This is a genomic window from Streptomyces nigra (assembly GCF_003074055.1).
Classification (GTDB): Bacteria; Actinomycetota; Actinomycetes; order Streptomycetales; family Streptomycetaceae; genus Streptomyces; species Streptomyces nigra.
The window spans coordinates 3,841,086-3,863,929 of sequence record NZ_CP029043.1 but is presented as its reverse complement, the minus strand read 5'-3'; the positions used below and the strand labels follow the sequence as shown (position 1 = coordinate 3,863,929).

The following is a 22,844-nucleotide window of genomic DNA, read 5'->3' as shown; positions in this document are numbered from 1 at the left end:
GGTCGGTCAGAGACCGCCGCCGACAGTGGTCCCCGTCGAGGCCGTCGGGTCCGGCGGCGGCGTGGAGGGGTCCTCCGTGGCCGGGTCCGTCGGGTCGTCCGTCGGGTCCTCCGTCGGCTCCTGCGTCGTCGGGTCCTGGGTCGGCTCCTGGGTGGGCTTCTCCGTGGGCTGCTGCGTCTGGTCCTGGGTCGGCGACCAGTCCGGGTCGGAGCCCGGGTCCGTGCCGCCGTCCTCGTACTCGCCGGAGTCGTCCTCGGTGACCTCGTCGGTCGGCTGCTCGGACGGCTTGTCCCGGTCCTCGCTCTGCGTCGCGGTGGGCTTGGTCGGCGTGTTGTCGCTGCCGCCGCCCTTGCCGTTGTTGACGGCGAGCGCGACACCGGCCGCGATCGCGATCACCGCGAGGACGGCGAGGATCCACAGCTTGCCGCGGCCGCTGCCCCGGTTGCCGTGCCCCTCGAAGCCGCCGTCGTCCCCGCCGCCGTAACCGCCGGGCAGGATCGGCTGCGGGATCTGCGTCGTACCGGAGGCCGGGTCTCCCGGGTGGCCCATGACCGCCGTGTGCGCGAAGCCGCCGGCCGGGGTGTGCCGGCCCTCGTGCATCGTCACCGGGCCGGTGTTCCAGGTGCCGGTGTGGCCGCCCTGGTCGTACAGCATCTGCAGGGCGTACTGGACGAGGCCGCGCATCTCCTCGGCCGTCTGGAACCGGTCGTCCGGCTCCTTGGCGAGCGAGCGCATGACGAGGCCGTCGAGCTCCGGCGGCGCGGCGTCGGACGCCTCGGACGGCGGCGTCGGGATGTCCTGGACGTGCTGGTAGACCACCGACAGCGGGGTCTCGCCGGTGAAAGGCGGGCGCAGCGCGAGGAGTTCGTACAGCAGACAGCCGGTCGCGTACAGGTCGGAGCGGTGGTCGACCGCCTTGCCGAGCGCCTGCTCGGGCGAGAGGTACTGCGGGGTGCCCATGACCATGCCGGTCTGGGTCATCGTCGACTGCGCGCCGTGCAGGGCGCGCGCGATGCCGAAGTCCATCACCTTCACGGCGCCGTTGTTGGTGATGATGACGTTGGCCGGCTTGATGTCGCGGTGCACGATGCCGTGCTGGTGCGAGTAGGCGAGGGCCTCCAGGACGCCGGAGACGATGATGAGCGCCTGCTCCGGGCCGGGTGCCTCGGCGTTGATCAGGAGGTCGCGGATGGTGCGGCCCTCGACGATCTCCATGACGATGTACGGCACGGAGTGGCCGCCGACGACGTCCTCGCCGGAGTCGTACACGGCGACGATCGCGTGGTGGTTGAGGCCGGCCACGGACTGGGCCTCGCGTGTGAAGCGGGCCTTGGACACCGGGTCCTCGGCGAGGTCGGAACGCAGCAGCTTGACCGCCACCGTGCGGCCCAGGCGCACGTCCTCGGCGGCGAACACCTCGGCCATGCCGCCCCGGCCGAGTCTGCCGGTCAGCCGATAACGGCCGTCCCCGACAAGCCCGCCGTTACCCCACATCTCCGGCGCGTCTGACATACCGCCGCCAGCCGCCTCGGGGTCGGACGGGCCCTGAGCGCGCTGCTGCTGTGCCATCGGTCCTCGCCGTCGTTTCTGCCCGCGGTGCGCGCGGTGTTGTTACGGTCTCCGTCGGCCACGCTACAGCCTCATCGCAAGGCGCCGGTCCGGGACGGCCGCCCCGGTCCGACGAAGACGGACCGGTCATGAAACCTTCACCCGGCCCCCACGTGCAAATTGTGTGCACCGACGGTACGGCCCCTGTAACGCTTGGGCGACGCTGCCTTCGCGTACGGTCACGGAACGGGCACCTCGCTTGACCTGTCGGTGCCGTGGGGCAGACTTGGCCGGGAATAGCACATTGGATCAATCGGGATCATCGGATCCCGACAGCCGCAGGCGCCCAAGGGGCACGGGGGACGCAGAACATGAGCCAGGACGGCGCACAGAACGCGCACGCGGGACGGTCGCTGGCCGGTGGCCGCTACCAGTTGCGCGACCTGCTCGGCCAGGGCGGCATGGCCTCCGTCCACCTCGCCTACGACTCCGTGCTCGACCGCCAGGTCGCGGTCAAGACGCTGCACACCGAGCTGGGCCGCGAGCCGGCGTTCCGTGAGCGGTTCCGCCGCGAGGCCCAGGCAGTGGCCAAGCTCACGCACACCAACATCGTCTCCGTCTTCGACACCGGCGAGGACGAGATGGACGGCATGACGACGCCGTACATCGTCATGGAGTACATCGAGGGCCGTCCGCTCAGCTCCGTCTTCGACGAGGCCGTGCGGCAGTCCGGCGCGATGCCCGCCGACCAGGCGCTGAAGGTCACCGCGGACGTGCTCGCCGCGCTGGAGATCAGCCACGAGATGGGCCTGGTCCACCGCGACATCAAGCCGGGCAACGTCATGCTGAACAAGCGCGGCGTCGTCAAGGTCATGGACTTCGGCATCGCGCGCGCCATGCAGTCCGGCGTGACGTCGATGACGCAGACCGGCATGGTCGTCGGCACCCCGCAGTACCTCTCACCGGAGCAGGCCCTCGGCCGGGGCGTGGACGCCCGCTCCGACCTGTACTCGGTCGGCATCATGCTGTTCCAGCTCGTCACCGGGCGGCTGCCGTTCGACGCGGACTCGCCGCTGGCCATCGCCTACGCGCATGTGCAGGAGGAGCCGGTCGCCCCGTCCTCCATCAACCGCTCGCTGCCCCCGGCGGTGGACGCGCTGGTCGCCCGCGCGCTGAAGAAGAACCCGAACGAACGCTTCCCCAGCGCCGAGGCCATGCGCGACGAGTGCCTGCGTATCGCGCAGTCCTTCCAGGCGGCGCCGCCGAGCATCGTGCCGGGCGCGCACACCCAGAGCGGCCAGGGCGTCGGCGCCTCGGTGTTCCCGCCGGTCGGGCAGACCCCGCCGAGCACGGGCCCCGTCCAGACGCCGTACCAGCCGGGCCCCACCCCGTCCCCGTACGGCACCCCGGGCACCCCGCCGCCGTCCGGGCCGTCCCCTGCGTACGGCTATCCGCAGCAGTCCGGCTTCGCGACGCCGGCGCCCGCCTCCTACGGCGGCCAGCCCGGGCACCCGACCCCGCCGCCGTACACGATCGCGCCCCAGGGGCAGGGTCAGGGTGGATCGGGCGGTGGGAAGAGCAACCGGCCGGTGATCATCGGCTCGATCGTGGTGTCCCTGCTCGCCGTGGGCGGTCTGGTCCTGGCCCTGTCGCTGAAGGGCGGCGACGGCGAGGAGGGCAAGGGCGGCGGTGGCGGCGGTACGGCCGCGGCGACCGAGATCTCCAAGGAGCCCGGCTGGCGGCAGGGCGACACCTCGCGGACCGTCGAGACGAGCGAGTGCACCGAGCCGCGCGAGGCCTACCTCGACCCCGACAAGGTGACGATGCCGGATCTGACCTTCCGGTACTGGCCGTCGGTCGAGAAGTGCCTGAAGGCCGCCGGCTGGAAGTACGAGAAGGTCGACAAGAACGAGAACACGTACGGCCAGGGCACCGTCATGGAGCAGGACCCCAAGGTCCGCCAGGACTTCGACCCGGACAACCCCCCGGTGATGACGTTCACGGTGTCCACCGGCAATCCGGAGTGACGGACCGACGGAGAAGGGCCCGGCGGCATCGGCCGCCGGGCCCTCGTCGTCTCTGATCCGGGACGCCCTACAGGTACGGGCCGCCCGTCCGGCCGGCCTGCAGGTGGTCGCCGTCGTCGCCGCCGACACCGGGCGGGAGGGCCCGGCGCATCTGCTCCAGCTGGGCGCGCGCCGCCATCTGCTGGGCGAACAGGGTGGTCTGGATGCCGTGGAAGAGGCCCTCCAGCCAGCCGACCAACTGAGCCTGCGCGATACGCAGTTCCGCGTCGGACGGCGTCCCCTCGTCCGTGAACGGCAGGGACAGCCGCTCCAGCTCCTCGACGAGCTCGGGGGCGAGGCCGTCCTCCAGTTCCTTCACCGAACTGGCGTGGATCTCCTTCAGCCGGGCCCGGCTCGCCTCGTCGAGGGGAGCGGCGCGCACCTCTTCGAGCAGCTGCTTGATCATGCTGCCGATGCGCATGACCTTCGCGGGCTGCTCCACCTGCTCCGTCACCGGGATCTCGCGGGAGTCGTCGTCTCCGCCGCCGCCACCGAGCGCCATCCCGTCCTGGCCCACGACCAGGATCTGAGGGTTCTCGGGTTGCCTGTCGTTCCTCGGCATCTCCATGCCGCCATTCTCTCGCACGGGTACAGCACATCATCGGGGTGCCCCCGATGCGGGCTGATCCACCGTTCCCGCCAGGGGACTTTCCGCGGGGCGCGCCGGGCGGGTCGGCCGGGTGGCGGCGCCCGGAATGCCGGGTGCGCCGGGTCCTGTGAGGCTTGTCCCCAAGGGTGGGTTCTGGCTCGGGGTGCCGCGGACTCTTGGGTGGTGAAGGCAGTGGGAGCGATGGGGGTCATGCGCACGACCGGGCTGCTGGGTGTGCTGGTCGTCGGGCTGGTCACGGGAGCGGCCGGCTCCGGCCCGGCCTACGGCGCCGGACAGGGCCTCACTGCCGGTATGCGGAGTGCCACGGCGGACCCGTCCGACGGCAGGTCGGAGGGGCCGCACCGGCCCGGCACCGGACCACGGCCGTCCGCCGAGGGACGGGACGCCTCCGGGGCGCCCTCCGCCACGCCCGCGCGCCGCGGCGACCGCCACGAGCACCGCGGGCCGGGCGGGCGCGAGGAAGCCCTGGAAGCACGGGACGAGGAGGAGGTGCGGGAGACCTGGCACTCCGGGCGGCGGGAGCCGTCGCCCAGCGCCAGCGCCCACGGGCCCGGCGGCCGGACCGAGCCGTCCGGCGAACCGTCCCGGGCCGGCAGCCGCGCCGGTGAGGGCCGCGAGCGGCCCGGACGCCCGAAGGCGCCGCCGGAGGAGTCGGAGGCGACGGTGCGCCCGGCGGGCGACCAGGACGCCACGGCACCGGCCGAGGAGGACACCGCCCCCGTCGACCAGGACCCGGCCGCCGACGCCACCGCGCAGCCGTCCGGCCGGGCGGCGGACGACGCGGGAGGCGCCGGCACCGGCCAGCGGGCGCAGCCCGTCCTGCAGGTCCTGCCGCTCGGCACCGGCCTGGTGCTCATCGGGCTCGGCCTGGGCCTGGCCTTCGTCGGACTGCGCCTGCGCCGCGGCTGACTACGGCACCACCAGCAGCACCTTGCCGACGTGTCCGCTCTCCTCGACCACCCGGTGCGCCTCGGCGGCGTCGTTCATCGGGATCTCGCGGTCCACGACCGGACGGACGTGCCCGGCCTTCACCAGCGGCCACACGTGCTCGCGTACGGCCGCGACGATCGCCGCCTTCTCCTCCAGCGGGCGGGACCGCAGGGAGGTCGCGCTGATCGCGGCGCGCTTGGCCAGCAGGGCGCCCAGGTTGAGCTCGCCCTTCACCCCGCCCTGCAGCCCGATGATCGCGAGGCGGCCGTTGACGGCGAGCGCCCGGACGTTCCGGTCGAGGTACTTCGCGCCCATGATGTCGAGGATCACGTCGGCCCCGGCACCGCCGGTGGCCTCCTTGATCTCCTCGACGAAGTCCTGCTCGCGATAGTCGATCAGGATGTCGGCGCCCAGCTCGGCGCACCGCTCCAGCTTCTCCTTGCTGCCCGCGGTGACCGCGACCTTCGCGCCGACCGCCTTGGCGAGCTGGATCGCGATGGTGCCGATACCGCTGGACCCGCCGTGGATCAGCAGGGTCTCGCCCGGACGCAGATGGGCGATCATGAACACGTTCGACCAGACCGTGCACACCACCTCGGGCAGCGCGGCGGCCCGCGTCAGGGTCACGCCCTCCGGGACCGGCAGCAGCTGCCCGGCCGGCACGGCCACCTTCTCGGCGTAGCCGCCGCCCCCGAGGAGGGCGCATACCTCGTCGCCGACGGCCCAGCCGGAGACACCGGGCCCCACCTCGGCGATCCGGCCGGAGCACTCGAGGCCGGGGTACGGGGACGAGCCGGGCGGCGGGTCGTAGAAGCCCTGCCGCTGCAGCAGGTCGGCGCGGTTGACGGCACCCGCCACCACCTCGACCAGCACTTCGCCCTCGCCCGCCACGGGGTCCGGGACCTCCTGCCACACCAGGGCCTCGGGCCCACCGGGTTCCGCAATCGTGATCGCATGCATGCCCCGGACGCTACTCCCCGGCCCCCGCCCAGGTCAGCGTCCGCCCGCCGTGCGCCGAGGCGCGTCCCGCCGAAAATCCTGTGCGTCACCGATGAGTTTGCGGGACCGTAAAAGTCTCCCCATGCGTGACCCAAGAACGCGGAAGGACCCTCCGGAAGGACCACGAAGCATGAGCACGCAGACGACCGGTCTCGCCATCGAGACCGCGGGCCTGGTGAAGACGTTCGGTGAGACACGGGCCGTCGACGGCGTGGACCTCGCGGTTCCGGCCGGCACGGTCTACGGCGTCCTGGGCCCGAACGGCGCCGGAAAGACGACCACGGTGAAGATGCTCGCCACCCTGCTGCGCCCGGACGGCGGCGAGGCCCATGTGTTCGGCCACGACGTGGTCCGCGAGGCCGACGCGGTCCGCGGCCGGGTCAGCCTCACCGGCCAGTACGCCTCCGTCGACGAGGACCTGACCGGCACGGAGAACCTCGTCCTGCTGGCCCGTCTCCTCGGCCACCGCAAGCCGGCCGCACGCGAGCGCGCCGCCCAGCTGCTGGAGGCCTTCGGGCTGACGGATGCGGCGGGCAAGCAGGTCAAGAACTACTCGGGCGGTATGCGCCGCCGGATCGACATCGCCGCGTCCATCCTCAACACCCCCGACCTGCTCTTCCTCGACGAGCCGACGACGGGCCTCGACCCGCGCAGCCGCAACCAGGTCTGGGACATCGTCCGCGCGGTCGTCGACCAAGGCACCACCGTGCTGCTGACCACGCAGTACCTGGACGAGGCCGACCAGCTGGCGTCCCGGATCGCCGTCATCGACCGGGGCCGGGTGATCGCGGAAGGCACCAAGGGCGAGCTGAAGGCGTCCGTCGGCGCCGGCACCGTCCATCTGCGGCTGCGGGACCCGGCCCAGCGTCCGCAGGCCGCGGACATCCTGCGGCTGGCCCTCGACGCCGAGGTGCAGGCGGAGCCCGACCCCGTGGCCCTCACCGCCCGCGTCGGCGGCGCCGGCAACGGGCAGGGCGCGGCGGAACAGGCCGGCCGCGCGCTCGCCGAGCTGGCCCGCGGCGGCATCACCGTCGACAACTTCTCGCTGGGCCAGCCCAGCCTGGACGAGGTGTTCCTCGCCCTGACCGGCCACGACACCCACGAGACCGACGGCGACCAGGACGAGGTGGCGGCATGAGCACCGTGACACAGACCGAGAGCGGCGAACTCGCCCCTGTCAGCACCGAGTCGCTCGCCGCGCTGCTGATCGCCAAGGAGCGTCCGCAGCGGCCCAGCGCCTGGTCGGCGTCGATGACGTTCGGCTGGCGGGCCATCCTGAAGATCAAGCATGTGCCGGAGCAGCTCTTCGACGTCACGGCGTTCCCGATCATGCTGGTGCTGATGTACACGTATCTGTTCGGGGGCGCCCTGGCCGGGTCCCCGACGGCGTACATCCAGTTCCTGCTGCCGGGCATCCTGGTGATGTCGGTCGTGATGATCACCATGTACACCGGTGTCTCGGTGAACACCGACATCGAGAAGGGCGTCTTCGACCGGTTCCGGACGCTGCCCATCTGGCGTCCGTCGACGATGGTCGGCTATCTGCTGGGCGACGCCCTGCGCTACACGATCGCGTCCCTGGTGATGCTCACCGTCGGCATGATCCTCGGCTTCCGCCCGGACGGCGGAGTGGGCGGCGTGGTCGCGGGCATCGCGCTGCTGGTCGCCTTCTCCTTCGCCTTCTCGTGGATCTGGACGATGTTCGGGCTGATGCTGCGCTCCGAGAAGTCGGTGATGGGCGTCAGCATGATGGTGATCTTCCCGCTGACCTTCCTGTCCAACGTCTTCGTCGACCCGAAGACGATGCCGGGCTGGCTCCAGGCGTTCGTCAACAACAGCCCGATCACGCATCTAGCCTCGGCGGTGCGCGGGCTGATGGCGGGCGACTGGCCGGCGGCCGACATCGCCTGGTCGCTGGGGTGGACGTGCCTGTTCGTGCTGGTCTTCGGGCCGATCACGATGCGGCTCTACAACCGCAAGTAGACGAGACGGGGCGTCAGCCCTGGGGCAGCCGCTTGGCGTCGGGCGCGACATGCGCGCCCGGCGTCACCCGCACGATGGTGATGAGCCGGTCCGTCAGCTCCAGGGTGCCGACGGCCGGGTCGTCGTAGCCGAGCACCCGGTGACCGCGCAGAACGCTGATCACCAGGTCGTTCAGCTCCCGGAGGTTCTTGCCCACCTCGGCCTTTATGACCGGCCGTTCGACGATGTCGAGTCCGGTGCCCTGATGGATCAGGTCCTCCAGCACCATGCCGGCCGCCGGGCTGAGCACGGACAGACCGAGCAGCCGTCCGGCCGCGCTGGCACTGGTGATGACGGCGTCCGCCCCGGACTGCTTGAGCAGCGGTGCGTTCTCCTCCTCGCGGACCGCGGCCACGATCTTGGCGCCCCGGTTGAGCTGCCGGGCCGTGAGGGTCACCAGGACGGCCGTGTCGTCACGCTGGGTCGCGATGATGATCTTCCGCGCCTTGTGCACCTCGGCCCGCTTCAGGACCTCGCTGCGCGTCGCGTCCCCGGTGACCCCCGCATAGCCCTCGGCGACGGCGGCCTCGATCACCTTGGAGCTGGGGTCGACCACGACGACCTGGTCCTTCTTCAGCCCCGTCGCACAGACGGTCTCGATCGCCGACCGTCCCTTGGTGCCGAAGCCGACGACGACGGTGTGGTCGCGCAAGGTGGACCTCCAGCGGTTCAGGCGCCATTCCTCACGGGTCCGTTCGGTCAGGACCTCGAGCGTGGTGCCGACCAGGATGATCAGGAAGAGCACCCGCATGGGCGTGATGACGAAGATATTGGTCAACCGGGCCGCGTCGCTGACCGGGGTGATGTCACCGTACCCGGTGGTCGACAGCGTGACGGTCGAGTAGTAGAAGGCGTCGAGGAAGTCGACCGAGCCGTCGGAACTGTCGTTGTAGCCCCCGCGGTCGGCGTAGACGATCAGCGCCGTGAGCACCAGCAGGGCGAGGGCCAGCAAGACCCGCTTGGCCACCTGTCGGAACGGGTGCTCCACGATCTTCTTCGGGAGCTTGACCCGATAGGTCGCGATCCGCTCGTCCGCCTGACGGGCGATCGCGTCCTGACCGGAAAGTTTCACGTGAAACACACCTCGATACCGGCGGCCGCCCAGGGCAGATCCAGCAGTGCGGTCTCCTGACCGGCGCGGGCACCGCCGGGCGGTACGACGGCCAGGGCGTCGGCCGCCGCCATGCCCCGCAGCATGGCCGGACCGTGGTAGTGCAGCGGCACCGCGTGGTCACCCCGCAGGACCACCGGCACCAGCCGGGTGTCGTACGGGTGCCCGTGCACCGCTTCCTTCAGCGGGAGCGTGTAGGACTCCGGCGCGGGGCGTGCCGCGAGCGTGCGAAGCAGCGGCTCGGCGAGGGTGAGCAGCCCCGACACGGCGGCCAGCGGGTTGCCGGGCAGGCCGACGAGGTGCTGGTCCTCCTTGAGGCGGGCCAGCAGCATGGGGTGGCCGGGGCGCACCGCGACACCGTCCACCAGCAGCTCGGCGCCCATGCGGTCCAGTGTGGGGTGCACCTGGTCGACGGGTCCGGCGGCGGTGCCGCCCGTGGTGACGACGAGGTCGGCGGACGAGGTGCCGAGCGCCTTCTGCAGGGCCTTGGCGGAGTCGCCGAGCCGGCGCACGGCGACGATCTCGGCGCCGAGGGCGCGCAGCCAGGGCGGCAGCATCGGCCCGAGGGCGTCCCGGATCAGTCCGTCGTGGGGGAGCCCCTCGGTGAGCAACTCGTCGCCGAGGACGAGGACTTCCACCCGGGGGCGGGGCACGGCGGTGAGGGTGTCGTACCCGGCAGCGGCGGCCAGGCCGAGCACGGCCGGGGTCACGATGGTGCCGGTCGCGAGCAGATGGTCGCCGGTACGGCACTCCTGGCCGCGCGGGCGGATGTCCTGGCCGGGCTCGATGTCCCGGTCGGCGTGCAGCCGGCCCTTGGCGTCGGTGTGCCCGTGCTCGGAGCGCAGCACGGCGGTGGTGTCCGGCGGGATCCGGGCGCCGGTCGCGATCCGGACGGCCTCGCCGTCGGTCAGCGCGGCGGCGTCGGCGTGCCCGGCCAGGACGCCCTCCTCGCGGACCGCCCAGGGGCCGGGACCGGCGATCGCCCAGCCGTCCATCGCGGAGGTGTCGAAGGAGGGGAGGTCCGTCAGGGCGGTGAGCGGGGCGGCCAGGGTCAGGCCGAGGGCGGCGTCCAACGGCACCGAGACGGGGGCGCGGCGCGCGGCCTTCACCGCGGCGCGGGCCGCCTGGGCGGCGATCTCGCGGGCGTCGGGCCAGCGGGTGGCCCGGTGGCCGCCGTCCGTGCCGTGCCGTCCGGAGCCTTGGGGGCGTGGGACGGGCGCGGGTGCGGAGTCGCCGTTCGTGGGCGGGGTGTGGCCGTGGCCGTCGTTCACCAGGGCGAGCACCTCCTCGATGTCGAGGTCCTCCGCGTCCTCACCGGCACGCGTGCCGCCGGCGGTCATCCGGCGTCCGGACGGGTGCCGGGGGTGGTGTCGGGGGCCGCGTCGGCCTGGGCTGCCGCGGCCTCGTCCGCCCAGCGCTGGGCGAGGGCGGCGGCCTTGCGGGACGCCTCGGCGACGGCTTCGGGGCCTCCCTGGGCCCGGCCGGCCGCGTAGCCGACGAGGAAGGTGGTCAGGGGAGCCGCGGGCCGCGCGACGCCGTGGGCCGCGTCCCGGGCCAGGTCCAGCAGGACCTTGATGTCGACGTCGAGGTCGATGCCCAGTTCGTCCTTGGCTGCGGAAATCCATTCATCCAACACGTGCCCATGCTCCCTGATGCGTGCCCTGGCGGTGGCGAGGTCGTCCCAGGTGTCGCAGTCGAAGGACGCGACGGGGTCCGGGACACGGGTGAGGTCGAGGGCGCCGGTCAGCCGGCGCAGGGGGAGGCCGGTGAGAGCGCCGTGCTCCCGGGTGAGCGCGGCCAGTTCACGGCGCAGGGCCGGGGCGCGGTAGGCGGCGACGAGCGGCTGGTCGCGGCCGTCGGCGTCGGTGAGCAGCGCGCCCGCCGCGTCCGGGGCGGCGCCCAGGGTCGCCAGCAGGGTGCGCACCGTGGCCTCGTGAAGGAACGGCAGATCGGCGGAGAGGACGACGACCGTGTCGGCGTCGGTGTGCCGGAGCCCGGCGTCGAGGGCGGCGAGCGGGCCGCCGCCGGGCGGGTCCTCCCGCGCCCAGCGCACCGGCCGGGCGGTGGGGCGCGGGTCGGCCACGACGACGGTCACCCGCGCGTCGGCGCAGGCGCCGAGGACCCGGTCGAGCAGAGCCCGGCCGCCCACGCGCAGCCCGGGCTTGTCCACGCCGCCCAGCCGCCGGGCCGCCCCGCCGGCGAGCACGACGGCGTCGTACGCGGCGGGGGGAGCGCCCGGCGGGGGCGTGGGCTCGTACGCGGTCACCCCCCGAGTATGCGTGCCTCCGCGATCACAGGGAACGCACGGGGGGCCGCCCGTCGAGACGGGTGCGTCACAGGGTGCGCAGCAGCACCGCCGGGTTCTCGACGCAGTCCGCCACATAGCGCAGGAAGCCGCCGGCCGTGCCGCCGTCGCAGACCCGGTGGTCGAAGGTGAGCGCGAGCTCGACGACCTGGCGGACCGCCAGCTCCCCCTCGTGCACCCAGGGCTTGGGGATGATGCGGCCGACGCCGAGCATCGCGGCTTCCGGGTGGTTGATGATCGGGGTGGAGCCGTCGACGCCGAACACGCCGTAGTTGTTCAGCGTGAAGGTGCCGCCGGTCAGTTCGGCCGGGGTGAGGCTGCCGGCGCGGGCCGCCTCGGTGAGCCGGGCGAACTCGGCGGTCAGCGACTCCGCGTCCCGCGCGTGGGCGTCCCGGACGACCGGGACGACGAGGCCCCGCTCGGTCTGCGCGGCGAAGCCGAGGTGCACCTGCTCCAGCTGGACGACCTCCCTGGCCTCCATGTCGACCGTGGAGTTCAGCTCGGGGAACCGGGCGAGGGCGGCCGTGCAGATCCGGGCCAGCAGGGCGAGCAGGGAGATCTTCGGCCCGCCCGCGGCGTTCATCGCGGTGCGCGCCCGCATCAGCTCCGTGGCGTCGGCGTCCACCCAGCAGGTCGCGTCCGGGATCTCGCGCCGGCTGCGGGAGAGCTTGTCGGCGACGGCGCCGCGCACACCCTTGAGGGGCACACGGATACCGGCGGCGGGCGCGGAGGAGCGGATGGGGCCCTGCGCGGGCGCGGGCGCCGGAGCGGGGGCCGTCGGCTGTGCGGTGCGGCGGGTCTCGGCGGCCCGCAGGGCGTACTCGACGTCGGCGCGCAGGATGAGCCCGTCCGGTCCGGAGCCGTGCAGCTCCCGCAGGTCCAGGCCGTTCTCCCGGGCGAGACGGCGCACGAGCGGGGAGATCACGGGCACCGGGCCGTCCTCGCGGACCGGCTCACCGGCGGGCGGTGCCTCGGTGCCGTGGCCGGCGGCGGTCCCGACGGGCCGTGCCACGCGTTCGGCGTGCGGGGCGCCCGCGCGCGGGGCACCGTTCGGTGCGGCGCTCGGGCCGGTGTTCGTGCCGCCGCTCGCGGCGCCGTTCGTGCCGGCGTTCGGCGCGGCCGGGCGTACGCGGCGGCGGCGTGCGGGCGCCTCGGAGGTGCCGTAGCCCACCAGGACGTTGCCGGAGCCCTCGGAGTCCTCGCCGGAGGAATCGGGGGACGGCGCGCCGACGGCGACCGTCAGCAGCGGTGCGCCGACGGGCAGTTCGGTGCCCTCCTCGCCGAAGCGGGCGGTGACGACACCGCCGTAGGGGCAGGGCACCTCGACCATCGCCTTGGCCGTCTCGACCTCGACGACCGGCTGGTCGATCGCGACGACGTCGCCGACCTGGACCAGCCAGCGCACGATCTCCGCCTCGGTGAGCCCCTCACCGAGGTCGGGGAGCTTGAACTCCAGCACCTGTGCCATCAGCTCTCGGCCTCCCACTGCAGACGCCCGACGGCGTCCAGGATGCGGTCCACGCCGGGCAGATGGTGCCGCTCCAGCATCGGCGGCGGGTAGGGGATGTCGAACCCGGCCACCCGCAGCACCGGTGCCTCCAGATGGTGGAAGCAGCGCTCCGTGACCCGGGCCGCGATCTCCCCGCCCGGGCCGCCGAACCCGCCCGACTCGTGCACGACGACCGCGCGTCCGGTCCGCCGCACCGAGGCGGCGACCGTCTCGTCGTCGAACGGCACCAGTGAGCGCAGATCGACGACCTCCAGGTCCCAGCCCTCCTCGCGCGCCGCCTCGGCGGCCTCGAGACAGACGGGCACGGACGGTCCGTAGGTGATGAGCGTGGCACTCCGGCCGGAGCGCCGCACCACCGCGCGGCCGATCGGTTCGACGGACTGCGGCTCCTCCGGGTTCCAGTCGGCCTTCGACCAGTAGAGCCGCTTGGGCTCCAGGAAGACGACCGGGTCGTCGGAGGCGATCGAGGCGCGCAGCAGGCCGTAGGCGTCGGCGACGGTCGCGGGCGTGACGACATGGAGCCCCGGAGTCGCCATGTAGTACACCTCGGAGGAGTCGCTGTGGTGCTCGACGCCGCCGATGCCGCCGCCGTAGGGCACGCGGATGGTGATCGGGAGCGGCATCCTGCCGCGGGTGCGGTTGCGCATCTTCGCCACGTGCGAGACGAGTTGCTCGAACGCCGGGTAGGCGAACGCGTCGAACTGCATCTCCACGACCGGGCGCAGGCCGTACATGGCCATGCCGACCGCGGTGCCGAGGATGCCCGCCTCGGCCAGCGGGGTGTCGGTGCAGCGGTCCTCGCCGAACTCCTCGGCGAGTCCGTCGGTGACGCGGAAGACGCCGCCGAGGGTGCCGACGTCCTCGCCCATGACGTGCACGGACGGGTCGGCGGCCATGGCGTCGCGCATCGCGCGCGTGAGGGCCTGTGCCATGGTGGCCGGCTTGACGGCGACGGTGGTCATCGGTGCGCACCCCCGTGGGTGTCGTGCTCGGCGTCGAGTTCGGCCCGCAACTGGGCATGCTGCTCGCGCAGTTGCGGCGTGGGCTCGGCGTAGACGTGGGCGAACAGGTCGGCCGGGTCGAGCACCGCGTCCTGGTTCATGCGCTCGCGCAGGTCGGCGGCCATGGCCTCGGCGGCGTCCCTGGCGGCCTCCCGGCCGGCCTCGTCGAGCAGTCCGCGCGCGGTCAGCTCGCGGTCCAGGAGCGCGATCGGGTCGTGGTCGCGCCAGGCCTCCACCTCGGCGTCGCCGCGGTAGCGGGTGGCGTCGTCGGCGTTGGTGTGCGCGTCGATGCGGTAGGTGACCGCCTCGATCAGCGTGGGTCCGCCGCCCTCGCGGGCGCGCCGCACGGCCTCGCCGAGCACCTCGTGCACGGCGGCCGCGTCGTTGCCGTCGACCAGGCGGCCGGGCATCCCGTAGCCGACGGCCTTGTGGGCCAGCGACGGGGCCGCGGTCTGCTTGGCGAGCGGGACGGAGATCGCGAAGCCGTTGTTCTGCACGAGGAAGACGACCGGGGCCTGCCAGACGGCCGCGAAGTTCAGCGCCTCGTGGAAGTCGCCCTCGCTGGTGCCGCCGTCGCCGACCATGGCGAGCGCGACCACGTCGTCGCCCTTGATGCGGGCGGCGTGCGCGAGCCCGACGGCGTGCGGGAGCTGGGTGGCGAGCGGCGTGGACAGCGGGGCCACGCGGTGCTCGTAGGGGTCGTAGCCGGTGTGCCAGTCGCCGCGGAGCAGCGTCAGCGCCTCGACGGGGTCCACGCCGCGGGCGACGGCCGCGAGGGTGTCGCGGTAGCTCGGGAAGAGCCAGTCGCGCTCCTCGAGGGCCAGCGCGGCGGCGACCTCGCAGGCCTCCTGGCCGGTGCTGGACGGGTAGACCGCGAGACGGCCCTGCTTGGTGAGCGCGGTCGCCTGCGCGTTGTACCGGCGGCCGCGCACCAGCTCGGCGTACAGCCGGCGCAGCAGATCCGGGTCGGCCTTCGCGGCGGCCTCGGTGCCGAGAACGCGGTACGGCTCCGCGTCGGGCAGCAGGGGCGCGGGGTCCGTGCGGGGCTGCCAGGCGGGCGGCGGCGATGGCCGGTACGCGCCTCGCTGCTCCATGACCGTCATGACGGCACCTCCTCGTGGGAGTGGCTACAGGAGGCGCGGCGTCCGTGACGCGCCTCACCTACCGATTGTTCGGTCGCCGGCACATTTTGGCTACAGGCACCCCCAGGCTGTGGACAAACGGTTCTCCACATCCTCCAATGAACGCAGGACGTCCACGTGAGGAGGGTGGGGGGCCATGGAGTCTGAACAAATGGCCGAAGGCGAGGGGGACGGCCCGGTCCGGCCGCCGGCCCGTCCGCTGGACGCCATAGATCAGGACATCCTCCAGATGCTCCAGGCGGACGGCCGTGCCTCGATCCGGTCGGTCGCCGAGCGGGTGCACGTCTCCCGGGCCAACGCCTACGCCCGGATCAACCGCCTCGTCGAGGACGGCGTCATCCGCGGTTTCGGCGCCCGCGTCGACCACGAAAGGGCGGGCCACGGCACCTCGGCCTACATCACCCTGAAGATCGTCCAGAACTCCTGGCGCACGGTCCGCGAACAGCTGCGCCGACTGCCCGGCGCCTCCCACATCGCCCTGGTGGGCGGCGACTTCGACGTACTGCTCCTGGTGCACACCCCCGACAACAGGGCCCTGCGCGAGCTCGTCCTCACCCGGCTCCAGGCGATCCCGGAGGTGCTCAGCACCCGCACCCTGCTCGTCTTCGAGGAGGAGGACCTGGAGCCCCAGGGCTGACCCGCGCGCGTACGCCCCCGCCGCCGGTCAGCCGGCCTTGCGCAGTCCGTCGAAGACCAGGCGGACCACCGTCTCGGCGACCTCGCGCTGATTCATCCCGCGCCCGTCCGGCCGGTACCACTCGACGATCGAGTTGATCATGCCGAAGACGAGCCGGGTGGCCAGGCGCACCTCGACGTCGGCGCGCACCTCGCCGTCCGCCGCGGCCGCCTTCAGCAGCTCGGCGACCCGGTGGTCGAAGTCGCGGCGCCGCTCCAGTGCCCACCGCTCGGTGTCGGTGTTGCCCCGCACGCGCAGCAGCAGCGTGACGTAGGGCAGCTCGGTTATCAGCACCTCGACCATGCGCCGTACGACGTACTCCAGCCGGTCGGCGGCGTGGCCCGTGCGCGCGTGCTCCTCGTCGAGGATCCCGAACAGACCGTCCAGGGCGCGGCTGACGGCACGCTGCAGCAGCTCCTCCTTGCCGGTCACATGGTGGTAGATCGACGACTTGGAGATGCCGGCCGCCTTGGACAGGTGCTCCATGGAGGTGCCGTCGTAGCCCCGCTCGTTGAAGACCTGGACGGCGACCGAGAGCAGCGTCTCCGGCGTGTACGTGTCGCGCTTGGCAGTGGTCATGGGGTGCTGCCCTCCCGGGTCATGAGGAGCCGCCCTGGCGCTTGTCGGAGGCGTAGGCGTGGCGGTACAGCGCGAGGGACGGGGCGTAGCGGCCCGACGGATCGCGCAGGTGCAGGTCGTCGAGGAGGGCGTAGGCCCAGTTGCGTCCCAGCCGGCGGCTCCACTCGAAGGGGCCGAGCGGGTAGTTGACGCCCAGGCGCATCGCGGTGTCGATGTCCTCCTCGGTGGCGACGCCCTTGGCGACGGCGTCGTGCGCCAGATCGACGATCCGTGCCACGGTCCGGGCGACGATCATGCCGGGGACGTCGCCGATGACGCTGACGTCCTTGCCGAGCGCCTGGAAGAGCCCGACGGCCTCCGCGAGGGTCGTCGGCGAGGTGTCCTGGGAGGCGGACAGGGCGATCCGGGTGGCCCGGCGGTAGTCGAGGGCGAGGTCGAAGTAGACGACGTCGCGGAACTCCACCGAGGTCTGCCCGTCGGCGAGCGCGAGCTGGCCGCCGCTCGGCAGCACCAGCCGGGTGCCGTGGTCCTCTTCCTCCTCGCGCACCGGGATGCCGGCCTCGCGGATCAGCGCCAGCAGCTCGGAGGCCGGGCCGAGGTCGCCCTCGGCGACGACGTGGGCGGGGGTGCGGCCGGGCTCCGCGGTGTGCGGCTCGGGCCGCTCGGCGGTCCCGTCGGCGTAGTCGTACCAGCCGTGCCCGGTCTTGCGGCCCAGCCGGCCGGACTCGACCAGGCGCCGCTGGGCGAGCGAGGGCGTGAAGCGCACGTCCTGGAAGAAGGACTCCCACACGGAGTGCGTCACGGACTCGTTGACGTCCTGCCCGATCAGGTCGGTCAGCTCGAACGCGCCCATCTTGAAGCCGCCGCACTCGCGCAGCACGGCGTCGATGGTGGCCGGGTCGGCGCCCTGCGCCTCGTACACGGCGAACGCCTCGGCGTAGAAGGGCCGGGCGATGCGGTTGACGATGAAGCCGGGGGTGTCGGCGCAGGCGACCGGCGTCTTGCCCCACGCGCGGGCCGTCTCGTACGCGCGCGTGGCCGACGTGACGTCGGTGGCGAACCCGGAGACGACCTCGACCAGCGGCAGCAGCGGGGCGGGGTTGAAGAAGTGCAGGCCGACGAACCGGCCCGGGTTGGCGAGCGCGCCGCCGATGGCCGTCACCGACAGGGAGGAGGTGTTGGTGGCGAGCAGGCAGTCCTCGCCGACGATGCCCTCCAGCTCGCGGAACAGCTCCTGCTTGACGTCCAGGCGCTCCAGCACGGCCTCGACGACCAACGCGCAGTCGGCGAGGTCGGAGAGCGACTCGGCGGGCAGCAGCCGGTCCCGCGCCGCGTCGCGGTCGGCGCCGCTCAGCCGCTCCTTCTCGACGAGCCGGTCCAGGCGCGCGACGATGGCGTCGGCGGCGGCCCGGGCCCTCCCCGGAGCGGCGTCGTACAGCCGTACGGGATGCCCCGCCACCAGTGCGACCTGGGCGATGCCCTGGCCCATGGTGCCGGTGCCGACGACGGCCACGGGGCTGCTGAGGTCGAGTGCTGTCATGGGCGCGATCCTCCCGCACGGGGTTTTCCACAGATGCGGCGGACCCCCTTGAACCGACCGATCGTTCGGTTACTCTAACTCTGACCGCCTGTTCCTGCCCATGTTTCTGCCCAGGTCATGAGCTCGACGAAGAGCTCAGGAAACGAGGAGTTGGTCCCGCATGGCCACCGCCGAACTCACCGCCCACGAGCTGATCGCCAAGCACCGGCCCACTCTCGACCAGGCCCTGGAGGCGATCCGTACCCGCGCCTACTGGTCCCCGCACCCGGAGCACCCCAAGGCCTACGGGGAGAACGGCAGCCTGGACGCGGCGGCGGGCAAGGCCGCCTTCGACGCCCTCCTCGGCAGCCGCCTCGACCTCGGCCAGCCCGGCACGGACGGCTGGGTCGGCGGCGAGACCTCCCCGTACGGCGTCGAGCTGGGCGTGGAGTACCCGCACGCGGACCTCGACGAGCTGCTGCCGGCCATGCGCTCCGGCATGCGGCAGTGGCGGGACGCGGGCGCCGAGACCCGCGCGGTGGTCTGTCTGGAGATCCTCAAGCGGATCAGCGACCGGACGCACGAGTTCGCGCACGCGGTCATGCACACCTCCGGCCAGGCGTTCATGATGGCGCTCCAGGCGGGCGGCCCCCACGCGCAGGACCGCGGCCTGGAGGCGGTGGCCTACGCGTACGTCGAGCAGGTCCGCACCCCCGACAGCGCCGAGTGGACCAAGCCCCAGGGCAAGCGCGACCCGCTGGCGCTGAACAAGCGGTTCACGCCCGTCCCGCGCGGCATCGCCCTGCTCATCGGCTGCAACACCTTCCCGACGTGGAACGGCTACCCGGGCCTGTTCGCCTCCCTCGCCACCGGCAACGCCGTCCTGGTCAAGCCGCACCCGCGCGCGGTGCTGCCGCTCGCGCTCACCGTCCAGGTCGCGCGGCAGGTCCTCACCGAGGCCGGCTTCGACCCGAACCTGGTCGCGCTGGCCGCCGAGCGCCCCGGCGAGGGCATCGCCAAGACCCTGGCGACCCGCCCCGAGATCCGGATCATCGACTACACCGGCTCCACCGAGTTCGGCGACTGGCTGGAGGCCAACGCCCGCCAGGCGCAGGTCTACACGGAGAAGGCCGGCGTCAACACGGTCGTCGTGGACTCCACCGACGACTACAAGGGGATGCTGTCCAACCTGGCGTTCTCGCTGTCCCTCTACAGCGGCCAGATGTGCACCACCCCGCAGAACCTGCTCATCCCGCGCGACGGCATCCGCACCGACCAGGGCCCCAAGACCTACGACGAGGTCGTCGCCGACCTCGCGCGCGCGGTCGACGGCCTCCTCGGTGACGACGCCCGCGCCAACGCGCTCCTCGGCGCCCTGGTCAACCCGGACGTGAAGGCCCGGCTGGAGGCCGCCCCCGGTCTCGGCGAAGTCGCCCTCGCCTCACGGGAGATCACCCACCCGGAGTTCCCGGGCGCGGTGGTGCGCACCCCGGTCATCGTGAAGCTGGACGGCGCCAAGCCCGACGACGAGGCCGCCTACATGAGCGAGTGCTTCGGTCCGGTGTCGTTCGCCGTCGCCGTCGACTCGTCGGCCGACGCGGTGGAGCTGCTGCGGCGCACGGTGCGCGAGAAGGGCGCGATGACCGTCGGCGCGTACACCACCGACGACGAGGTCGAGGAGGCCGTGCAGGAGGTCTGCTTCGACGAGGCGGCCCAGCTGTCGCTGAACCTCACGGGCGGCGTGTACGTCAACCAGACGGCGGCGTTCTCCGACTTCCACGGCTCGGGCGGCAACCCCGCGGCCAACGCGGCGCTGTGCGACGGCGCGTTCGTCGCCAACCGCTTCCGTGTGGTCGAGGTGCGCCGCGAGGCTCAGGGCCTGTCCTGACCCGGGGCGGCCGCGCCCCCGGTCAGACTCCAGTGGTACAGCGTCATGGCCACGCTGGTGGCCAGGTTGTAGCTGGAGACCTGGGGGCGCATCGGCAGCGCCACCAGGCGGTCGGCCCGCGCGCGTAGTCCGGCCGACAGCCCGCTGCGCTCGGACCCGAAGGCGAGGACGGCGTCGTCCGGGAGCTCGACGCCCCGGATGTCGTCGCCCTCGGGGTCCAGCGCGAACAGCGGGCCCGGCGGCAGCTCCGCCACGTCCAGCCGCTCCACGGCCGTCGCGAAGTGCAGGCCCGCCCCGCCACGCACGACCGTCGGATGCCAGGGGTCCAGGGTGCCGGTGGTGACCACCCCGGTCGCGCCGAACCCCGCGGCCAGCCGGATCACCGCCCCCGCGTTGCCGAGGTGACGCGGATCGTCGAGGACCACGACGGGGGCGGTGCGCCCGGCCCGCGCCAGCCGCGCCAGATTGGCCTCTCGGGACGGGCGTACGGCGAGGGCGGCCACCGCGGTGGGATGCGGACGCGGCACGAGCGCGGCGTACTCCGCCTGCGTGACCTCGGTGAGGAGCGTGTCCAGGACGTCCCGCACGTCCGGGGCCAGTTCCTCGGCGAGGGCGAGCGCGGCCTTGCGGTCGACGGCCACCGCCACCGGGACCTCGGCGCCGAAGCGGACGGCGTGCTTGAGGGCGTGGAAGCCGTCCAGCAGGACGGACGTGCCGGAGAGACGGTGCCAGAGGCGCGAGGCGTCGGCACCCGTGGCGGGGTCGGTCATGCCGTGAAGCCTACGTGCGTGGGCTCGGGGTCCTCCGGGGCCCGCTGTTCCGGCACCGCCCGCCGGCCGTCGCCCCGCCGCCGGACAGCACCCGCCAGCCGGGCCCGCGCGCGGGCCGCCCGTCCGCCGAGCCGGCGCAGGAACGGCGTCGGCAGGAACACCGCGTCCGCCGCGATCATCGCCAGCGAGAAGAACGGCAGCCCGAGCACGACCGCGATCACGGCGTGCTCGGTGATCATCGCCGCGAGCAGGACGTTCTTCACCCTCCGGTGGAAGAGCGTGAACGGGAACGCCACCTGCACGAGAACCGTGCCGTAGGTGATGAGCAGGACCATCGTGCCGCTCGCGGACAGCAGCTCGGCGAGATCCGCCCACGGCGAGAAGTACTCGAGGTGCAGCGGGTAGTAGACGGCCGTGCCGTCCTGCCAGCGCGAGCCCTGGATCTTGTACCAGCCGGCGGTCGCGTAGATCAGGCAGGCCTCCGCCATGATCACGAACAGGGCGCCGTTGTGCGCGATGTTGCCGACGACGTCGAGCAGGATGCGGGGCTGGTCGGTGCGCGCCCGGCGGTCCACCACCCACCACACCGCCGTGCCGAGCCACACCGTCCACAGGATCACCGGGATCGTCGGGTCCCCGTCGAGCCGGCCGACGGCGGTGACCGCGCCCAGCACCAGGCCGAGCACCGCCCACAGCGCCGGGCCCACCCGGTCGGCACCGACCCGCTCCCCCCGCGCGCGGGCCGCCTCGGCGCGGCGCGCGCGGCGCCGGTCCAGCGACCAGACCTGGCCGCAGCGGGTGAAGACCAGGTAGACACACATCAGATGCAGCACGTTGTCGCCGCCGTCGCCCACGAACACCGAGCGGTTCTGCAGCGAGAGCACCCCGACCATGAACAGCACGGACATCGTGCGGGTGCGCCAGCCGAGCAGCAGCAGCACCGACGCCAGCACGGCGAAGGCGTAGACGGTCTCGAACCAGATCCGGCTGCCGGACCACATCAGGGCGGTGAAGGCCCCGTTCGTCCCGACCAGCTGCTGGGCGAGGTCGAAGTCCCACGGCCCGTCGGGCCCGTACAGCTCCCGCCGGTGCGGGAGCTCCCGCAGCAGGAACAGCAGCCAGGTCGCCGTGAACCCGATCCGGATGACGGCCGTCTGGTACGGGCCGAGCGCGGACTCGGTCACCCGGGCGATGGCGGCGGAGACGCAGAGCGCGACGCGGTTCACCGGGCACCCTCCTCCGCACGGGCCTCCGGGACCCGCCACCAGGGCAGGACCCGGTAGGTGGGCCGGTCGGAGACCTGCTCGTCGCTCCACTTCGGGGGGCGCACATTGGTGGTGCGGGAGCGCACCTGGACGCGTTCCACGACACCGCCGTCACCGGCCGCGTCCGCACGCTCAAGGCGCAGCTCCACGGTCCGCCGCAGATAGGACTCGGAGAGGGCTCCGCGCAGACCCACCGGACGGTTCTCGGCGTCGTGCGTGGCGACGAAGAAGTCCCAGGCCCGGCGCAGCGCGTTCTGCTGGGTGTGGCTGGGGATCGGATTGCCGTCGATGGCCCGGCCGTCCTCGGCCGACAGGTCGTACCAGCGGGGGGTGCGGATCCGGCCGTCGGCGGTCGCCACGCGGGCGCGGGCCTGGACGGCGATGTTCTGCTGCAACGGGTTCGGCGCGAACAGCTTCCAGTTCTGCTCGAACTCCGGATATATCCAGTCGTCTATCGCCTGCCCGTGCTGCTTGGTGACCGTGTTCGACGGCGCGACATGCAGGAAGACCATGGCGATGTGGACGCAGACGGTGATGGCGACGACGGCGAGAGCGAGGGCCGCGGCGATCTGGTACCGCAGCGAGAGGGCCGCCACCCCGCCCCGGGCCACTACCGGATCGGCTCCCGGCTCCGTTTCCGGCTCCGTTTCCGTTCGCGGGGCGGGCGGGGGCACGTCGGCGGCCGGAGCGTCATGCGGCTCCTCACCGGGCCCGTGCCGCACGGCCGAGCGAGCCTCGTGCGCGTCCATCCTGCCCCGTTTCCCGATTCCGGTCCGTCTTTCCCAGGCGTCGCACGGGAACGGTACTCAGGCTTGCCCGCCGGGCACACCCCCTGCCGGGCCGCCGTTGCCCACACCATACGGGGGTCCGGGCGGGGGCATTCCCTTCTTCTAGAACCTGTTC

20 protein-coding genes are annotated in these 22,844 nt (G+C 72.9%); 6 read left to right on the top strand and 14 right to left on the bottom strand.

Annotated elements, in window-relative coordinates; all coding sequences use genetic code 11:
• Nucleotides 1-6 precede the first annotated feature (6 nt).
• A complete protein-coding gene (locus DC008_RS17870) occupies nt 7-1,569 on the bottom strand; it encodes a protein kinase domain-containing protein (RefSeq protein ID WP_108707828.1) in 1,563 nt (520 codons plus the stop codon).
• Between the two features lie 350 nt (nt 1,570-1,919).
• On the opposite strand from DC008_RS17870, the gene DC008_RS17865 reads away from it, so the two are divergent.
• Complete coding sequence (locus DC008_RS17865; protein WP_108707827.1) at nt 1,920-3,575, top strand: protein kinase domain-containing protein; 1,656 nt, start codon at nt 1,920-1,922, stop codon at nt 3,573-3,575.
• A gap of 67 nt (nt 3,576-3,642) precedes the next feature.
• Here DC008_RS17865 and DC008_RS17860 read toward each other — a convergent pair whose 3' ends face one another.
• Nucleotides 3,643-4,182 (bottom strand): bacterial proteasome activator family protein, encoded by a 540-nt coding sequence (locus tag DC008_RS17860; RefSeq protein ID WP_108707826.1) that lies wholly within the window; start codon nt 4,180-4,182, stop codon nt 3,643-3,645.
• Nucleotides 4,183-4,413: 231 nt separating this feature from the next.
• Between DC008_RS17860 and DC008_RS17855 the strand changes: the two genes are divergently transcribed.
• Nucleotides 4,414-5,133 carry a hypothetical protein gene (locus DC008_RS17855; RefSeq protein ID WP_123954013.1) on the top strand — a complete coding sequence of 240 codons (720 nt, stop codon included), beginning with the start codon at nt 4,414-4,416 and terminating at the stop codon, nt 5,131-5,133.
• Here the strand turns inward: DC008_RS17855 and DC008_RS17850 are convergent, their stop codons facing one another.
• Nucleotides 5,134-6,114, bottom strand: a complete 981-nt coding sequence (locus tag DC008_RS17850) for an NAD(P)H-quinone oxidoreductase (protein ID WP_108707824.1) — start codon at nt 6,112-6,114, stop codon at nt 5,134-5,136.
• Between the two features lie 169 nt (nt 6,115-6,283).
• On the opposite strand from DC008_RS17850, the gene DC008_RS17845 reads away from it, so the two are divergent.
• Both DC008_RS17845 and DC008_RS17840 read left to right on the top strand, forming a co-directional pair.
• Nucleotides 6,284-7,291, top strand: coding sequence for an ATP-binding cassette domain-containing protein (locus tag DC008_RS17845; RefSeq protein ID WP_055621105.1), 1,008 nt, complete (start codon nt 6,284-6,286; stop codon nt 7,289-7,291).
• On the top strand, nt 7,288-8,136 hold the full coding sequence (locus DC008_RS17840; RefSeq protein ID WP_108707823.1) for an ABC transporter permease: 849 nt from the start codon (nt 7,288-7,290) through the stop codon (nt 8,134-8,136). Before DC008_RS17845 ends, DC008_RS17840 begins: the two co-directional genes overlap by 4 nt.
• A 13-nt stretch (nt 8,137-8,149) precedes the next feature.
• Here the strand turns inward: DC008_RS17840 and DC008_RS17835 are convergent, their stop codons facing one another.
• The 6 genes from DC008_RS17835 to pdhA all read right to left on the bottom strand — a co-directional run bounded on the left by DC008_RS17835 (nt 8,150) and on the right by pdhA (nt 15,205).
• Complete coding sequence (locus tag DC008_RS17835) at nt 8,150-9,256, bottom strand: potassium channel family protein (RefSeq protein ID WP_164492323.1); 1,107 nt, start codon at nt 9,254-9,256, stop codon at nt 8,150-8,152.
• Nucleotides 9,244-10,626 carry a molybdopterin molybdotransferase MoeA gene (locus DC008_RS17830; RefSeq protein WP_108707821.1) on the bottom strand — a complete coding sequence of 461 codons (1,383 nt, stop codon included), beginning with the start codon at nt 10,624-10,626 and terminating at the stop codon, nt 9,244-9,246. The genes DC008_RS17835 and DC008_RS17830 overlap by 13 nt, the downstream gene beginning before the upstream one ends.
• Nucleotides 10,623-11,552 carry an NTP transferase domain-containing protein gene (locus DC008_RS17825; RefSeq protein WP_235073353.1) on the bottom strand — a complete coding sequence of 310 codons (930 nt, stop codon included), beginning with the start codon at nt 11,550-11,552 and terminating at the stop codon, nt 10,623-10,625. The genes DC008_RS17830 and DC008_RS17825 overlap by 4 nt, the downstream gene beginning before the upstream one ends.
• 67 nt (nt 11,553-11,619) lie before the next feature.
• Entirely contained in the window at nt 11,620-13,059 is a 1,440-nt protein-coding gene (locus DC008_RS17820) for a dihydrolipoamide acetyltransferase family protein (RefSeq protein ID WP_108707819.1), read from the bottom strand.
• Nucleotides 13,059-14,063 (bottom strand): alpha-ketoacid dehydrogenase subunit beta, encoded by a 1,005-nt coding sequence (locus DC008_RS17815; protein ID WP_108707818.1) that lies wholly within the window; start codon nt 14,061-14,063, stop codon nt 13,059-13,061. Before DC008_RS17815 ends, DC008_RS17820 begins: the two co-directional genes overlap by 1 nt.
• Complete coding sequence (pdhA, locus tag DC008_RS17810) at nt 14,060-15,205, bottom strand: pyruvate dehydrogenase (acetyl-transferring) E1 component subunit alpha (RefSeq protein ID WP_108707817.1); 1,146 nt, start codon at nt 15,203-15,205, stop codon at nt 14,060-14,062. Before pdhA ends, DC008_RS17815 begins: the two co-directional genes overlap by 4 nt.
• A gap of 175 nt (nt 15,206-15,380) precedes the next feature.
• Here pdhA and DC008_RS17805 point away from each other — a divergent pair, with 175 nt between their 5' ends.
• Complete coding sequence (locus DC008_RS17805) at nt 15,381-15,881, top strand: Lrp/AsnC family transcriptional regulator (RefSeq protein WP_370592082.1); 501 nt, start codon at nt 15,381-15,383, stop codon at nt 15,879-15,881.
• Nucleotides 15,882-15,908: 27 nt separating this feature from the next.
• Here the strand turns inward: DC008_RS17805 and DC008_RS17800 are convergent, their stop codons facing one another.
• Both DC008_RS17800 and DC008_RS17795 read right to left on the bottom strand, forming a co-directional pair.
• Entirely contained in the window at nt 15,909-16,499 is a 591-nt protein-coding gene (locus DC008_RS17800) for a TetR/AcrR family transcriptional regulator (protein WP_055621096.1), read from the bottom strand.
• Nucleotides 16,500-16,518: 19 nt separating this feature from the next.
• A complete protein-coding gene (locus tag DC008_RS17795; RefSeq protein ID WP_108707816.1) occupies nt 16,519-18,039 on the bottom strand; it encodes a 3-hydroxyacyl-CoA dehydrogenase in 1,521 nt (506 codons plus the stop codon).
• 160 nt (nt 18,040-18,199) lie between these two features.
• Here DC008_RS17795 and paaN point away from each other — a divergent pair, with 160 nt between their 5' ends.
• Nucleotides 18,200-19,906: a phenylacetic acid degradation protein PaaN gene (gene paaN / locus DC008_RS17790; protein WP_108707815.1), complete on the top strand. Its 1,707-nt coding sequence runs from the start codon at nt 18,200-18,202 to the stop codon at nt 19,904-19,906.
• On the opposite strand, the gene DC008_RS17785 is transcribed toward paaN, so the two are convergent.
• From DC008_RS17785 to DC008_RS17775, 3 genes are read right to left on the bottom strand one after another with little or no spacing between them, the layout of a single operon-like run.
• Entirely contained in the window at nt 19,891-20,676 is a 786-nt protein-coding gene (locus DC008_RS17785; RefSeq protein WP_108707814.1) for a TrmH family RNA methyltransferase, read from the bottom strand. The two genes, paaN and DC008_RS17785, sit on opposite strands and share 16 nt — an antisense overlap.
• Nucleotides 20,673-21,902, bottom strand: a complete 1,230-nt coding sequence (locus DC008_RS17780) for an HTTM domain-containing protein (protein ID WP_108707813.1) — start codon at nt 21,900-21,902, stop codon at nt 20,673-20,675. Before DC008_RS17780 ends, DC008_RS17785 begins: the two co-directional genes overlap by 4 nt.
• A complete protein-coding gene (locus tag DC008_RS17775; RefSeq protein ID WP_108707812.1) occupies nt 21,899-22,690 on the bottom strand; it encodes a DUF5819 family protein in 792 nt (263 codons plus the stop codon). Before DC008_RS17775 ends, DC008_RS17780 begins: the two co-directional genes overlap by 4 nt.
• Nucleotides 22,691-22,844: the final 154 nt, after the last annotated feature.

Bases quoted from the DNA above. Each gene is read 5' to 3' on its own strand.
- DC008_RS17870 (WP_108707828.1), bottom strand. From the start codon at position 1,569: ATGGCACAGCAGCAGCGCGCTCAGGGCCCGTCCGACCCCGAGGCGGCT.
- DC008_RS17865 (WP_108707827.1), top strand. From the start codon at position 1,920: ATGAGCCAGGACGGCGCACAGAACGCGCACGCGGGACGGTCGCTGGCC.
- DC008_RS17860 (WP_108707826.1), bottom strand. From the start codon at position 4,182: ATGGAGATGCCGAGGAACGACAGGCAACCCGAGAACCCTCAGATCCTG.
- DC008_RS17855 (WP_123954013.1), top strand. From the start codon at position 4,414: ATGCGCACGACCGGGCTGCTGGGTGTGCTGGTCGTCGGGCTGGTCACG.
- DC008_RS17850 (WP_108707824.1), bottom strand. From the start codon at position 6,114: ATGCATGCGATCACGATTGCGGAACCCGGTGGGCCCGAGGCCCTGGTG.
- DC008_RS17845 (WP_055621105.1), top strand. From the start codon at position 6,284: ATGAGCACGCAGACGACCGGTCTCGCCATCGAGACCGCGGGCCTGGTG.
- DC008_RS17840 (WP_108707823.1), top strand. From the start codon at position 7,288: ATGAGCACCGTGACACAGACCGAGAGCGGCGAACTCGCCCCTGTCAGC.
- DC008_RS17830 (WP_108707821.1), bottom strand. From the start codon at position 10,626: ATGACCGCCGGCGGCACGCGTGCCGGTGAGGACGCGGAGGACCTCGAC.
- DC008_RS17820 (WP_108707819.1), bottom strand. From the start codon at position 13,059: ATGGCACAGGTGCTGGAGTTCAAGCTCCCCGACCTCGGTGAGGGGCTC.
- DC008_RS17815 (WP_108707818.1), bottom strand. From the start codon at position 14,063: ATGACCACCGTCGCCGTCAAGCCGGCCACCATGGCACAGGCCCTCACG.
- pdhA (WP_108707817.1), bottom strand. From the start codon at position 15,205: ATGACGGTCATGGAGCAGCGAGGCGCGTACCGGCCATCGCCGCCGCCC.
- DC008_RS17805 (WP_370592082.1), top strand. From the start codon at position 15,381: ATGGAGTCTGAACAAATGGCCGAAGGCGAGGGGGACGGCCCGGTCCGG.
- DC008_RS17800 (WP_055621096.1), bottom strand. From the start codon at position 16,499: ATGACCACTGCCAAGCGCGACACGTACACGCCGGAGACGCTGCTCTCG.
- DC008_RS17795 (WP_108707816.1), bottom strand. From the start codon at position 18,039: ATGACAGCACTCGACCTCAGCAGCCCCGTGGCCGTCGTCGGCACCGGC.
- paaN (WP_108707815.1), top strand. From the start codon at position 18,200: ATGGCCACCGCCGAACTCACCGCCCACGAGCTGATCGCCAAGCACCGG.
- DC008_RS17785 (WP_108707814.1), bottom strand. From the start codon at position 20,676: ATGACCGACCCCGCCACGGGTGCCGACGCCTCGCGCCTCTGGCACCGT.
- DC008_RS17775 (WP_108707812.1), bottom strand. From the start codon at position 22,690: ATGGACGCGCACGAGGCTCGCTCGGCCGTGCGGCACGGGCCCGGTGAG.